This is a genomic window from Streptomyces sulphureus DSM 40104, from assembly GCF_000381025.1.
GTDB lineage: Bacteria > Actinomycetota > Actinomycetes > Streptomycetales > Streptomycetaceae > Streptomyces > Streptomyces sulphureus.
On record NZ_KB905813.1, the window covers coordinates 179950 to 192908 of the forward strand.

13 protein-coding genes and 1 tRNA gene are annotated in these 12959 nt (G+C 70.2%); 8 read left to right on the plus strand and 6 right to left on the minus strand.

What is annotated here, in order from left to right:
• Positions 1–613: 613 nt before the first annotated feature.
• Positions 614–1597 carry a hypothetical protein gene (locus tag F603_RS34925; RefSeq protein ID WP_158678588.1) on the minus strand — a complete coding sequence of 328 codons (984 nt, stop codon included), beginning with the start codon at positions 1595–1597 and terminating at the stop codon, positions 614–616.
• A 416-nt stretch (positions 1598–2013) separates the two neighbouring features.
• Between F603_RS34925 and F603_RS0100735 the strand changes: the two genes are divergently transcribed.
• Complete coding sequence (locus F603_RS0100735; protein WP_019544111.1) at positions 2014–2544, plus strand: IS1096 element passenger TnpR family protein; 531 nt, start codon at positions 2014–2016, stop codon at positions 2542–2544.
• 910 nt (positions 2545–3454) lie between these two features.
• A complete protein-coding gene (locus F603_RS33720) occupies positions 3455–4912 on the plus strand; it encodes a recombinase family protein (protein WP_211230998.1) in 1458 nt (485 codons plus the stop codon).
• On the opposite strand, the gene F603_RS0100745 is transcribed toward F603_RS33720, so the two are convergent.
• Positions 4894–4978 (minus strand) — tRNA-Leu (locus F603_RS0100745). The two genes, F603_RS33720 and F603_RS0100745, sit on opposite strands and share 19 nt — an antisense overlap.
• A 138-nt stretch (positions 4979–5116) precedes the next feature.
• Between F603_RS0100745 and F603_RS0100750 the strand changes: the two genes are divergently transcribed.
• From F603_RS0100750 to F603_RS0100760, 3 genes are all read left to right on the plus strand, one after another.
• Positions 5117–6481 (plus strand): M20/M25/M40 family metallo-hydrolase, encoded by a 1365-nt coding sequence (locus F603_RS0100750; protein ID WP_245600655.1) that lies wholly within the window; start codon positions 5117–5119, stop codon positions 6479–6481.
• Positions 6482–6688: 207 nt separating this feature from the next.
• The gene (locus tag F603_RS0100755; protein ID WP_016905282.1) at positions 6689–6922 is read left to right on the plus strand and encodes a chaplin; all 234 of its coding nucleotides are present in this window, start codon (positions 6689–6691) and stop codon (positions 6920–6922) included.
• Positions 6923–7082: 160 nt separating this feature from the next.
• A complete protein-coding gene (locus F603_RS0100760) occupies positions 7083–7664 on the plus strand; it encodes a chaplin (protein WP_019544113.1) in 582 nt (193 codons plus the stop codon).
• A gap of 78 nt (positions 7665–7742) precedes the next feature.
• Here F603_RS0100760 and F603_RS0100765 read toward each other — a convergent pair whose 3' ends face one another.
• Positions 7743–7931: a DUF5703 family protein gene (locus F603_RS0100765; protein WP_026328034.1), complete on the minus strand. Its 189-nt coding sequence runs from the start codon at positions 7929–7931 to the stop codon at positions 7743–7745.
• A gap of 47 nt (positions 7932–7978) precedes the next feature.
• Between F603_RS0100765 and F603_RS31350 the strand changes: the two genes are divergently transcribed.
• A complete protein-coding gene (locus F603_RS31350) occupies positions 7979–8755 on the plus strand; it encodes a hypothetical protein (RefSeq protein ID WP_051096078.1) in 777 nt (258 codons plus the stop codon).
• A 113-nt stretch (positions 8756–8868) separates the two neighbouring features.
• On the opposite strand, the gene F603_RS0100775 is transcribed toward F603_RS31350, so the two are convergent.
• Complete coding sequence (locus F603_RS0100775) at positions 8869–9402, minus strand: MarR family winged helix-turn-helix transcriptional regulator (protein ID WP_019544115.1); 534 nt, start codon at positions 9400–9402, stop codon at positions 8869–8871.
• Between the two features lie 83 nt (positions 9403–9485).
• Between F603_RS0100775 and F603_RS0100780 the strand changes: the two genes are divergently transcribed.
• Positions 9486–10220, plus strand: coding sequence for a hypothetical protein (locus F603_RS0100780; protein WP_019544116.1), 735 nt, complete (start codon positions 9486–9488; stop codon positions 10218–10220).
• Positions 10221–10274: 54 nt separating this feature from the next.
• On the opposite strand, the gene F603_RS0100785 is transcribed toward F603_RS0100780, so the two are convergent.
• Positions 10275–10913 (minus strand): TetR/AcrR family transcriptional regulator, encoded by a 639-nt coding sequence (locus tag F603_RS0100785; RefSeq protein ID WP_019544117.1) that lies wholly within the window; start codon positions 10911–10913, stop codon positions 10275–10277.
• 219 nt (positions 10914–11132) lie between these two features.
• Between F603_RS0100785 and F603_RS0100790 the strand changes: the two genes are divergently transcribed.
• Positions 11133–12158: a medium chain dehydrogenase/reductase family protein gene (locus F603_RS0100790; protein ID WP_026328035.1), complete on the plus strand. Its 1026-nt coding sequence runs from the start codon at positions 11133–11135 to the stop codon at positions 12156–12158.
• A gap of 122 nt (positions 12159–12280) precedes the next feature.
• Here F603_RS0100790 and F603_RS0100795 read toward each other — a convergent pair whose 3' ends face one another.
• On the minus strand, positions 12281–12937 hold the full coding sequence (locus tag F603_RS0100795; RefSeq protein WP_237719954.1) for a response regulator transcription factor: 657 nt from the start codon (positions 12935–12937) through the stop codon (positions 12281–12283).
• Positions 12938–12959: the final 22 nt, after the last annotated feature.

Consider the following 12959-nt stretch of genomic DNA (forward strand, 5'->3'; position numbering starts at 1 on the left):
TGGCCGATGGCTGCGGACATATTTATAGGGGGCGGGCGGGGCCCTCGTGATGGCTGCGAGTCACCTGGGATGTGACCTGGCACGGCGCCGGGGACTGGGGTGATGCCGGCGGTGGCTGGGAGCGACTCGTGGAGACTGCTCGTGGACGAAGCTCAAGCCGAGCCGCCGTGACCGGCTGACGGCCACGATCCGCTGCTTCGATGCCGAGGGCGTGCCGAGCGTCGAGACGGGGGTCATATCGGGCGTCGATTCGGGCGTCGTCCTTGGAAACGACGCCCCTGGTCGCCCCGTTCGCGCGGGTCAGGGGCACAACGAGCCACCCCTGAGCGAGCCCGACTGTATATCGGTGCAGCAAGCATCCCGATCTTCGGGTACGGCGGGCGGGCACGGCTCGCTGCGTGTCATGGCGACCGATGCGCCGCTGTTTGGTACGTCGCCCGTTCCGTGCTGCCTACCCGGCTGCGTAGCCCTCGCCCCTTCTCGGTTCTCGACGGGCGCTCGACCGCGCCCCACGCACGGCCGTGCAGAGGTCTCCGGGCCTGGTGCGCTGCTGGAGGAGGCGTGCGGGTGTGTCGCCGCTGAGGGCGCCACACCCGCACACCGTGCTGCGTTGTCAGTTCCCTGCCGTGGCCGAAGGGTCGTGCTGGGCCGGTACGTACTGGTAGCGCCGGGGCTGGTCGGTGACCTGCCGGACGGTGCTCCGCTTGGCCAGCGTGACGAGGCTGTTCGCGATGGCGCCGGAACTGCGCTCGATACTGCGGCTGATGGCGGTGGCGGTGAACGCTTCGTCAGAGTGGGCGGCCATGAAGTTGAGGACCATCTCACCCAGCACTCCTGGGCGCAGCCTGCCGCTGTCGGTAACGGTGGTAGATGGTCGCACGTGCCCGCAGGTGGGGCAGGCGCGCCCCGGGGCGGGCGCGTTGCTGTCCTGTCCTGTCTGCGCGTGTGACGGGCTGTCGGCCGATACCGGCACACCGGACGGTGCGGCCGTCGCGGGGAGCCCGACAGGCCCCGGGGCCGGCGTAAGGGCCGTCGCCGCACCTGCCTGCGCACCTGGCGCCGGGTGGGGGTGAGGGTGCGCGGGTGCGTCGGGACTTCCCTCGGGCGTTGGTGCCCCGGCACCGGACTCCCGTGTGTGCGCGAGTTCCTCGTACGGGTGAGCTGGGGGCTCGGCAGGGGTGGGGGATACCTCGGGAGCGGTCGGGTGCGGTGCCGTCGTCTTCGCCTCGTACCTTTGACCGTCGGTCCCGGAGACCTCGGATGAGGCATCCGCCATGGCTTCGGATTCCGTGTTGGGGAGCGGGTGCACCTCGTCCGGGGTGGCGTCGGGGTGCGGGTGCCATCGGTCCGGGGCAGCTTTGCCGGTGGTGGTGGCGCCGTTCTCGCGTACGGCCATGCCTTGGCTCTCCAGCGTGGCGAGGGCCTTGCCGGCGGTGGAGCGGCCGATCCCGGCGACGAGGGCAAGGTCGGCGGCGCTGGAGCCGGGCTCGTCGGTGAGCGCCTGGAAGACGCGGGCGCGAGCGCCGGTCAGCTCGCCTGCTCCGGTGACAGGGCGATGCCGCTGGGTGCGGGTGGTCTTCTTGATGTTATTGATCACGAGGGGAACCCCAATCGCGGTCGTCAGCGGTTGGTTGGGCCCCCGGCCGGGGTGCGGCCCCAGGTGCATGGTTGGGTGCGTGCCTGGCCGCAGGCGGTGCGAGCCGCGTGCGCTGCGCGGTCGTGCTCGCTTCGCCGACGACCATGGACGCTCGATACCCGGCCCCAGTCAAGCGTCATCAGACCAGGTGAGAAGAGAGCTGCAAGAACCGGACGGGTGCAGTGAGGGAACGCGGGGGCACCGTGTGGGTGCGCCGGGGGTGCGGTGACGAGACACAGTTCTGGTGGGCGAGCGGGCGACCACAGTTTCTCCGCTTGCGGCCAGGTGGATTTTCCACCCATCGGTAGTCGTTTGTAGGCTCGTTCGCGGTTCGATGGCGGCAACAAGGGGAGCAAGTCAGCTTGTCACGGTCGTGGTTGTCCATCCGCGTCGATTTGGTTTCCGGGCACGGTGCGGACCTGTGGCCGCGACCCGGCCGGATTCTTGCTGCGGCACGGACCCATTCCTTCGCTCGGCTCGCCCAAGCCATCGATCTGGCATTCGGGCGCTGGGAGCTGGCTCACCTGCACATGTTCTCGCTTGCCGACAAGACGGGCGTGAGCCCGCTGGAGTGGTGGGATGGCGAAGCCCCGGAGGGCACTCTGGATGGCCACTCCACCAAGCTCAGCAGGCTGAAAGCCGGCGAGCAGTTCGCCTACGTCTTCGACTTGGGGGACAACTGGGAGCACCTGTGCACAGTGGGCGAGAGGCGCGTTGATCCGCTGGAGGAGTTCGGCGAGACGCCCTCCCGGCCGGAGCCCTACTGGGGCTGGGGGACTCTGCCGGACCAATATGGCCGCCGGTGGGATGGTGATGATGGTGAGTCGCGCATGCCCGAGCGGCCTCCCAGAGGGCTTGGCGATCTCCCGCCGATCCTTCCCCTGTGGGGCGAACGACGGCGCGGCTGACGCCCGCTTCCGCCGGGTGGTTGCTGCTGACCGCCTGGAGCGTGCCCAGGGCAGTGCCGGGTCTCTGGCCCCCGAGTGGCTCGCTACTGGCTCGCAGATGGCTCGCCACTGGCTCGCCCCTACCTTCACCTGCACGGATCACTGCTCGGCATATGCACCCAGACGATGGGCACTGCACAGCAGAATCGCCCGTACCAGTATGACTTGTGGCAACTCGGCACGGCGGACCTTCTATATCTTGCGTGAGTCCGCGAACTGATTCCCGTCTCCTGAGCAATGCTCGCCCAGGCACCACTCCCTCCCAACGGTCAGCATCCGTTCCTCCGACGACGCCGACTTCTCCTCGGCCGGCGAGCAGCGCGAGCGACGGCGGCGCTGCTGGACCGGACGGTTGCGCATGACTAAGCACTCTGCCTGCTCGGAGACAACGCCGAGCCGTTTGTGCGTCCTGTTCGCCACCCCTGAGCCCGAGCTCATCGGGAAGCTGCCGCCGTTCTGCTGCACATTCTCAAGCAGTAGCAGAGCGCAATGGCGCTCCGACGAGCATCGAGCTACGACTGGACGACCCCGCGAATCACCAGCAGAAGGAGCATCTGAGTGAGCGAAACTGATCTCCCGCTTCCCTGGCTTCACCAGTCGGAGAAGTTGACCTCCCAGACCACCGCGACGCCCCGCCTCCCTCTCCGTTTCGCCTTCTACGGACGCGTGTCCACTGAGGACCAGCAAGACCCCGAGGCTTCCCGGCTCTGGCAGCGCGGGCGGGCCGAAGCACTCATCGGCCGACCGGCGCAACCATCGTCGCCGACTACTTCGACATCGGACAGACCCGCGCCCTGCCCTGGAAGCGGCGACCGGACGCCCAAGCACTCCTGGCCGCACTCGCCGACGCAACCGTGGGTTCGATGCCGTGGTGATCGGCGAGCCGCAGCGAGCCTTCTACGGCAACCAGTTCGGCGACACCTTCCCGCTCTTCGTGCACTACGAGGTCCCCTTGTGGGTGCCCGAGGTCGGTGGCGCCATCGACGCCAACAACGAAGCCCACGACCTGATCCTGTCCGTCTTCGGCGGCATGTCCAAGGGCGAACGCAATCGGCTGCGCCTGCGCACCCACACCGCGATGGCCTCGCAGACCCTCACCGAGGGGCGCTACCTGGGCGAGCGCCCGCCCTACGGATACCGCCTGCGCGATATGGGCCCGCACCCCAACCAGGGCAGGGCTGCCGACGGCAAACGGCTCCGCGGCCTCGAACCAGACCCGGAGACGGCGCCCGTGGTCGTTCGCATCTTCACCGAGTCTCTGCGTGGCTACGGAACCTTCGCGATCGCGGAGGGGCTCACCCGTGACGGCATCCCCAGTCCGTCCGCCCACGACCCTGGTCGCAACCCCCACCGCGACACCCGAGCCTGGGCCAAGAACGCCGTACGGGCCATCCTGAGCAACCCCCGCTACACCGGCCGCCAGGTCTGGAACCGTCAGAAGAAGCACGAGACGCTGCTCGACATCACCGACGTCAGCTTGGGCTACACCACCATGATGCGCTGGAACGCCCAGGACAAGTGGATCATCTCCAAGGAGATCGTCCACACACCGCTCATCGACGACGACACCTTCGCCCGCACGCAGGATGTTCTACGCTCCCGGGTCCGCTCCGGCCCGGCACCCGGGGTCAAACGCACTCGGAACACGTACCTTCTGCGCGGTGCTCTGCGATGCGGCGTCTGCGGTCGCACCATGCAGGGGCACTGGTCCCACCACCAGGCGTACTACCGCTGCCGCTTCCCCGAGCAGTACGCGTTCGCCAACCGCATCACGCACCCCCGCAACGTCTACCTACGGGAAGCGTGGCTGATCCGGCCGCTCGACGATTGGCTCGTGAAGATCTTTTCGCCGCACCGCCTGGACGAGACCGTCGATCTCATGGCTGCCACCGCCCAAGAAGATCCAGGACCGGCCCGTACCACCAACACCGCTCAGCAGAGAATCGCCGACTGCGACACCAAGCTCGCCGCCCACCGAGCCGCGCTCGAAGCAGGCGCCGACCCCGCGCTGGTCACTCAATGGATCGCTGAAACCCAGGCCCGCCGCGAACAGGCCGAATCCGAGCTCCGAGCCACCACGCCGCAGCCACAGCCGCAGTCCGGCACACCGCTGTCGCGGGTCGAGGTTGCCGCACTCGTCAGAGCAGCCGGAAACGTCACAGCGGCGATCCGCCACGCCGACCCCACCGACAAGGCCGAGCTCTACAAGGAGCTGGGAATCCGCCTACGCTACGAGCCCGCGCAGCAAAAAGTCCTGGTCGAGAGCCATCTCAACCAGGACCTAGGCGGTTCCCGTGGGGTACCAGTACGTGTCGGGAGGGGGACTTGAACCCCCACGCCCTGTAAAGGGCACTAGCACCTCAAGCTAGCGCGTCTGCCATTCCGCCACCCCGACCAGGTGGTCGCCGGGGGCTTGCGCCCTTCGCGACGGGGTAAACATTAGCACTCCTTCGCGGGGTGGATCACCTGGCTGTGGGGTGGGTGGACCGGTAGCGGGAGGATGGGGGCACAGCAGCGACCTCGAGGAGGCAGCGTGAGCCAGCCGAGCCAGGCAGCGGGCGGGGAACACCGAGTACCCGGGGGCGAGGGCGGACGGACCGCCGTGGCCGAGCGGGAGGTTGTCGACCTCTGCCGCGACCTCATCCGGATCGACACCAGCAACTACGGTCAGAACGAGGGGCCCGGCGAGCGGGCCGCCGCCGAGTACGTGGCGGAGCAGCTCGCCGAAGTCGGGCTGGAGCCGCAGATCTTCGAGTCCCGCCCGGGGCGTGCCTCGACGGTGGCCCGGATCGAGGGGGAGGACCCGTCGCGGCCGGCCTTGCTGATCCACGGCCACACGGACGTCGTCCCGGCCAACGCGGAGGACTGGACGCACCACCCGTTCTCCGGCGAGATCGTCGACGGCTGCGTCTGGGGCCGCGGCGCCGTCGACATGAAGGACATGGACGCGATGACGCTCGCGGTGGTGCGGGAGCGCATGCGCAGCGGCCGCAAGCCGCCGCGTGACGTGGTGCTCGCGTTCCTCGCCGACGAGGAGGCCGGCGGCGTCTACGGTGCGCGGCACCTCGTCGACAACCACCCCGGTCTCTTCGAGGGCGTGACGGAGGCGATCGGCGAGGTCGGCGGCTTCTCGCTGACCGTCAACGAGGACCTGCGGCTGTACCTCGTGGAGACGGCCCAGAAGGGCATGCACTGGATGCGCCTCACGGTCGACGGCACCGCGGGCCACGGTTCCATGACCAACGAGGACAACGCCATCACGGAGCTGTGCGAGGCGGTGGCGCGGCTCGGCAGGCACAAGTGGCCCGTCCGCATGACCAAGACCGTCGAGCGGTTCCTCGACGAGCTCTCCGACGCGCTCGGCGTCGAGCTCGACCCGGACAACCTCGACGCGACGATCGCCAAGCTCGGCAGCATCGCGAAGCTGGTGGGCGCGGCGCTCCAGAACACCGCGTCCCCCACCCAACTCGGCGCCGGCTACAAGGTGAACGTCATCCCGGGGCAGGCGACGGCGCACGTCGACGGCAGGTTCCTGCCGGGGTACGAGGACGAGTTCCTCGCCGAGCTCGATCGGCTTCTCGGGCCTCGGGTGCGGCGCGAGGACGTCCACGCCGACCGGGCGCTGGAGACCGGCTTCGACGGGGCGCTCGCCGAGGCGATGCGCTCCTCGCTGCGCGCCGAGGACCCGGCGGCGCGGACGATCCCGTACATGCTCGCTGCGGGGACGGACGCGAAGTCCTTCCACGACCTCGGTATCCGCTGCTTTGGTTTCGCGCCGCTGAAGCTTCCGCCCGAGCTGGACTTCGCCGGGATGTTCCACGGCGTCGACGAGCGGGTCCCGGTGGACGCGCTCCAGTTCGGGGTGCGTGTGCTCGACCGTTTCCTCGACGCCTCCTGAGCCCTGCGCGCCGACGAACTCCCGCTTCTGGCAGGGGTGTTCGTCGGCGCGCCCGCCCTGCCGCTTCCCCCGCAGGTATTTCGATGACGTGTGCCAGTGTGCCCGGAAAGGGTGAACGTTCCGATGGGTTCGTAGCCGTATTCCCTCGTCCTCGTTACTCGGGTTGCGGTCCTCGGCTGGGACCGCCCATGCAACGAGGAGGAACAGATGATCAAGAAGGCTGTCGTCACAGTGGCCGCCACCGGCGGTCTCGTGCTCGCGGGTGCGGGCATGGCCGTCGCGGACTCCGGCGCCGGGGGCGCCGCGCTCAACTCGCCGGGCGTCGCCTCCGGCAACGTCGTGCAGGCCCCCATCCACCTGCCGGTCAACGTCTGCGGCAACTCGATCAACGTCATCGGGCTGCTCAACCCGACCTTCGGCAACACCTGCGTCAACAAGTGACGTTCGCGGTTGCCATGTGCCTCACCCGATGAGGCGGTGACACGGGCGGCCTCGGAGCGCGCGCCACGCGCTCCGGGGCCGCCGGCACTTTTCTGGGGGCGGGCGCTTCGCCGACCTCCCCCGTGATTCGTCCAGTATCAGGCAAGTCAGGGGAAGAACTATGCGACAGGTCACCAAGCAGGGCCTGCTCACCATCGTTGCGGCAGGCGGCGTGCTCGCCATGTCCGGCGCCGGCACCGCGCTCGCCGACTCCGGCGCCCAGGGGGGCGCAGAGGGCTCGCCAGGCGTGCTCTCGGGCAACAGCGTCCAGGTACCGATCGACGTTCCGGTCAACCTGTGCGGCAACAGCGTCTCCGTGATCGGGCTGCTTAACCCGACCTTCGGCAACACCTGCCACAACGGCGGCGAGAGCGTCACGCCGCCCGCCGAGAAGCCGAGCCCCGAGCCGCCGAAGCCGGGTCAGAGCACTCCGGAGGCCCCTCCGGAGCACCCGGCGACTCCGGACAAGCCCTCGACTCCGGCCCAGCCCCCGGCGCCCGAGCAGCCGGACGAGCAGACGGTGCCGGAGGAGGCTCCCGCTCCCGAGCAGGAGGAGGGGCGTGCGGTGCCCGCTTCCTACGAGTCCCCGCAGCTTGCGGAGACGGGCAGCGGCTCGCAGATGGCCGTCGTCGCACCGCTCGGCGGCGCTCTGCTCCTGGGCGGTTACGTCCTCTACCGCCGCTCGCGCGCCGCCGCACGCTGAGTCGCACGCATCGCGCGGGGGAGGGGTCGCACGCGGCCCCTCCCTCTTCGTCTCTCCTCCTCGTCGTGCCGGCCGGGCTCACCAGGTGGGACGCGGCTGGCGGATGATGCGGCGGCGCAGCCGTACCCGCCGGCTCCCGTCCGGGTAGAGGCGGGTGCGGGCGAGCTCCCAGTGGCCGTACTCGGCGTGCTCGGTCAGGAGTTGGGTCGTGTCCTTGCGCGAGACTCCGCGGGGGACGTACACATCGCGAAATTCGTATTCCGGCATCTCATCTATTGTGCGGGCAGTGCCCCTCTGCGGATAGCGTCTACCGTATGTCTGATGCTGCGCAGCCCAGCGCTGCCGATGTACGCGCTGCCGCCGAGGCGGTGAAGGCCGCCCTCGACCGGCACCTCGAGGCGGTCGAGCGGCGCGCCGAGGTGCCCGAGGGGACCGCCTCGGCGCAGGAGGCCGCATACGAGTCCGCCGTCTATGCCGCCTTCGACGAGCTTGCGCAGGCAGGCGAAGCCTACGACGAGCTCCTCTACGAAGTGCACGACGAGGTCACCCCGTTCGAGATCCCGAGCGGCGACGGGAGCGCCACCGGCTATCGCGGCCCGGCGCTCCCGAGTGCGCTCAACGTCTTCGCGCGGCGCGACTACACCGTCGTCGAACCGGAACGGCTGCTCGCCCACGTCGAACGCCTCTCCGCCTTCGATCCGGAAGCCCCCGACTCCGACGAAGAGGAGGAGGCGGGCGCCGGCGTCCACTCGGCGCTCGGGGTCCTCTTCGGGGAGTACGAGCCCGACGAGATCGCCGTCCGCCACAAGGAGTTCGGGCTGGAGCGCGGTGACTCCACGCTGTGGGTCGCCGCGGCCGACGAGCCGGCCGAGCCGGGCGAGTGGTTCTCGGCCCCCTTCGACCAGGCCGACCAGGAGCGCGTCGTCTGGCGCTTCGACTCCAGCCCGCTCTTCGACGACGAGGACACCGCCTTTACTCCGCTCGGCGGTCCCGACGAGGACGACTACGAACCGCTCGACGACTTCGACGACGGCGAGGACCTCGAGGCCGAGGGGGAGTTCGACCGGAGCGAGGGAGGCACCGGAAGGTAGCGGTTGCGCGCGGCCGGGTCCGCGCGCGGGGAGAACACGGGTGCGCTGCGGCCGCCCGCCGGGAGGCGCCGGCGGGCGGCCGACGTGTGTGCGGCGGTGCGGTCGTGCGCGGGTCAGGTGTCGGCGGGGCCCCGGCCGTCGCCGTCCGGGTCGAGTCTCCTGAAGCCCGGGTGGATGTCGGCGGAGAGGCCCTGCGCGGCGGCGACCCGGCCGAGGAGGCCGTTGAGCAAGAGCTGCTCCTCCGGGTCGAGGGCGGCGAGGAACTCGGACTCGTGCTGCTCGGCGGCGCGGTGGATCTCGGTGAGGACGCGGCGGCCGGCCTCGGTCGGGTAGAGCGACTGGTAGCGCCGGTCGTTGGGGTTGCGCCTGCGTTCGACGAGCCCGCGCTGCTCCAGCGTGTCGAGGAAGGGCACGAAGCGACTCGGCGTCATGCCGATCATCCGGGCCACCTCCTGCTGGTGGTGGCCGGGGGAGCGGGCGAGCAGGCGCAGCAGGCCGGCCTGCGGCGGCGTCAGGTCGAGCTCGCTTATTCGCCGCGCGAAGCTCTGGGCCGCGAACTCGCCGAGCTGCGTGAGCAGGAAGGTCGCCCGGCGGGTGGTGCCGTCCGGCCCGGCGGCGGGGGCAGGACGCTCAGACGATGTGGTCATGAGAAAAAGCCTAACCCTTGTCAACGATGTCCCGTGTGGAACTATATTGGTAGCGAAATGATGCCGAGGGAAGGGGAGTTGCGATGACTGCCGGTTCGACGGGAGACGTGGCAGCGGAGCCGCGGGCGCCGCAGACGGGTAACGACGCAAGGAGGCGGGGCCAGTCGGGTCCGCCGCTGTGGATTCCGGCGCTGGCCTTCGCGGGCCTGATGATCGTCTCCGTGGTGCTGGCGAGCTCGATGCCCCAGCCCTCGGCCTCCGCGAGCGAGGCGCTGGAGTACTTCCGCGACAACGAGACGGCAGCACGGGTCGCCGGCATCCTCCAGTTCGGTGCGGCCTTCCCGCTCGCCATCTGGACCGCCGTCGTCTACCGGCGCCTTCGCCGCCTCGGCGTGACGGCCCCGGGACCCGCCATCGCGCTGGTCGGCGGCGTGATGTCGGCGGTGCTGATGGCGCTGTGCGGGGTGCTCGGCTGGACGGCCTCCCGGGCCGCCTCCCTCGACAGCCCGGAACTCGCCCGCGTACTCGCCGACTTGATGTTCGCAGCCGGCGGCCCTGCACACGTGGTGCCGTTCGGCCTGCTCCTCGCGGGTGTGGCGGTGCCGGCGCTGCTCGTGCGGCTGACGCCGACCTGGTTCGCCTGGACCGGGATCGTGCTCGCTGCCGTCGCGGTCCTCGGGACGCTCGCGCTGTTCGACACCGCGTTCGGCATCCCGCTGCCGATCGCGCGGTTCGGCGGCCTGATCTGGCTCGTCGCGGCGAGCGTGCTCCTGCCGCGCGAGCGCCAGCGGAGGACCGCACCGCAGGCGGCGGGCTGAACGGGCGGGATGCCCGCGCGCTCTTCGCGCGGGCCGGAGGCAGGGGAGGTGGACTCAGGTGTGCGCGGGAAGCCACTCGTCGAGAAGGACGAAGACCATCCGCTCCATGCGCGAGGCCGCCTGCTCGGTGCTGCTCCCGGGCTCGCAGAGCAGGTCGAAGGTCTCGAAGCTCGTCAGCGTGAAGAGCATCAGGCACAGCTCGTCGCGCTCGTCGGGGGTGGTCTCGGCGCCGGTCTCCGCCGTCAGTCTGTCGATGAGGGTGCGCAGCCCGACGCGTCGGCGCTCGCCGCGGTGGCGGAGCGTCTCCTCCAGGTCGGCGTCGATCACCGCGAGGCCGCGGAGGCGGCGGAGCGCCGTGCGCGCGGAGGAGTAGAAGCCGGCGAAGACGGCGATGAACTTCGCGAGGGCGGTGCGTGCGTCGGTGGCTGAGGCGAAGACGTCGCGGACTCCGCCCATGCCGCCCCGCGCGGCGAGGTCGTCGAAGAGCGACTCCAACAGACCGGTGCGCGACTCGAATTGGTAGTAGACCGTCATCCGGGCGACGCCCGCCTGGCGCGCGACCGCCTCCATGCTGAAGGCGCCGGGGCCCTTGTCGCCGGTGAGGAGCTCTCCGGCGGCGGTGAGGATCTTGGTCCGGGTCTGCTCGGTCGCTGCCGCTTGGCGCTGGCCTGTGCGGTAGGGGCGAGGCGTCATGGCTCGGCTCCAGTAAGACAAAGGGGTGGTCGCGGCATTCTATTGTATGGCCAGTCTATATAAAATCGAGGGGTGCGCCTGGCTGCGCAACTGCCGCACACCCCGCCCGACTTCACACGCGCGACGACGGGAGGCGGGGCCGGGCGCGAGGTACGGCGGTTCACCCGCTGCTCCAACTCGGGTGCACAGTCGACGTATTGCTCTCACGGGAGGTAGCAGATGACGTATCGCCACATGAGCGTCGCCCAGTTGGGCGGAGCCGACGTACTGCGCTGGCGCGAGGCCGCATTACGGGCGCCGGGGCCGGGGGAGGCCCAGGTGCGCGTGGAGGCGTGCGGGGTCTCGTACGGGGACGTGCTGCTGCGGGCAGGTGTGATCCCCGGTGGTCCGAAGCGCCCGTTCACTCCGGGGTACGACCTCGTCGGCGAGGTGGCGTCGGTCGGTCCGGGGGTCACCTCCGTACGGGTCGGGCAACGTGTCACCGCGCTGGTGCGCAGCGGCGGCTACGCCGAGTATGCGAACGTGGCGGAGGAGCGCCTGGTGCCGCTCCCCGAGGGGGTCGACTCGGTCTCGGCCGCGGCCGCCGTCCTCAACTACTTCATCGCGTACCAGATGCTCCACCGCGTGGCCCGCGTCGGGCGCGGCGGCACCATTCTCGTACACGGCGCCTCAGGCGGCGTCGGCACCGCCTTCCTCGAACTCGCAGGCGTCGCAGGGGTGACGTGCTACGGCACCTGCTCGGCGAAGCGGTTCGAGCAGGTGCGGGAGCTCGGCGGGCACCCCATCGACCGGGACGCCGAGGACTTCACCGAGGTGGTCAGGCGCTTGCCGCAGGGGCAGGTCGACGCGGTCTTCGACCCCGTCGGCGGCGGGCACTTCCGGCGCTCGTACCGGACGATCGGGAAGGGCGGGGCGCTCGTCGCCTACGGGCAGAACGCGGCGCTCCGCGGCGACCGCGCCGACCGGCTCGTGGGGGCGCGCGGCTTCCTCGGCGGGATCGTGCTGCCGAAGCTCGTGCCGGACGGCAGGCGCACGGTCTTCTACAACGCCTGGAGCCTGGAGAAGGAGCAACCCGCTGCGTACAGGCAGGACATGGAGGCGGTGCTCGACCTGCTGGGACGCGACCGCATCCACCCCCGGGTCGGGCGGACGACGCCGCTGAGCGAGGCGGCGGAGGCGCAGCGGGCGATGGAGCGGGCCGAGGTCGGCGGGAAGATCGTGCTCGTCACGGGCTCCCGCGCATGAGGAGCAGCCGGACGGGGCCGGACGCCTGCGCGGTGCGCATGGCGTCCGACCCCGACCGGCGCTCGGTGCGGGTCGAACGACCCGGCGAGCGTGCCCGGTTGCTGCGCCGGTGCACCGACCGGTCAGCTACCGAGGCCCGCTTGCCGGGCCCTGATGACCGCCGTGGTGCGGTCGGTGACGTGGAGCTTGGCGAAGATCTGCGAGAGGTAGTTGCGGATGGTCTTGGCGGAGAGGCCGAGCTCCGCTGCGATACGGCTGTTGCTCTTCCCGTCCGCCAGCATGGTGAGCACGCTCCGCTCCCTGCCGGTGAGTTGGGGGAAGGGGTGCTCCTGTACGGGGGGCTGCTTGAACCTGGCGAGGAGGTAGTCGGCGACCTCGGGGCCGAAGAGGACGCCGCCGTACCCCACTTCGAAGACGGCGCGGTGTATCTCCTCCGGGTGGGCGCCCTTCATCAGGTAGCCCCGGGCGCCGGCGCGGATGGCGGCGGCGATGTTCTTCGAGGTGTCGTCGGCGGTGAGGACCACGACGCCGGTCTCCGGGCACCTGGCCTGGAGCAGTCTCGCCGCCTCGATGCCGTTGAGTCCCGGCATGCTGATGTCCATCAGGACGACGTCGGGGTGCATCTCCACGCACGCAGCCGCGACGTCGCTTCCGTCGGCGACCTCACCGACGACCTGAAGGCCGTCGCACCCCTCGATGAGCTGCCGCAGGCCCTGGCGGTAGAGCGGGTGGTCGTCTGCGATGAGGACGCGCAGATATCGGGTGGACATGGCATTCATCGCTGTACTCCTCGGTTGGTCG

Excerpts from the sequence above, each read along its gene's own strand:
- F603_RS0100785 (WP_019544117.1), bottom strand. The coding sequence starts at position 10,913 with ATGACGCCTCGCCCCTACCGCACAGGCCAGCGCCAAGCGGCAGCGACC.
- F603_RS0100795 (WP_237719954.1), bottom strand. The coding sequence starts at position 12,937 with ATGAATGCCATGTCCACCCGATATCTGCGCGTCCTCATCGCAGACGAC.
- F603_RS0100765 (WP_026328034.1), bottom strand. The coding sequence starts at position 7,931 with ATGCCGGAATACGAATTTCGCGATGTGTACGTCCCCCGCGGAGTCTCG.
- F603_RS0100755 (WP_016905282.1), top strand. The coding sequence starts at position 6,689 with ATGATCAAGAAGGCTGTCGTCACAGTGGCCGCCACCGGCGGTCTCGTG.
- F603_RS31350 (WP_051096078.1), top strand. The coding sequence starts at position 7,979 with ATGTCTGATGCTGCGCAGCCCAGCGCTGCCGATGTACGCGCTGCCGCC.
- F603_RS0100780 (WP_019544116.1), top strand. The coding sequence starts at position 9,486 with ATGACTGCCGGTTCGACGGGAGACGTGGCAGCGGAGCCGCGGGCGCCG.
- F603_RS0100760 (WP_019544113.1), top strand. The coding sequence starts at position 7,083 with ATGCGACAGGTCACCAAGCAGGGCCTGCTCACCATCGTTGCGGCAGGC.
- F603_RS0100775 (WP_019544115.1), bottom strand. The coding sequence starts at position 9,402 with ATGACCACATCGTCTGAGCGTCCTGCCCCCGCCGCCGGGCCGGACGGC.
- F603_RS0100790 (WP_026328035.1), top strand. The coding sequence starts at position 11,133 with ATGACGTATCGCCACATGAGCGTCGCCCAGTTGGGCGGAGCCGACGTA.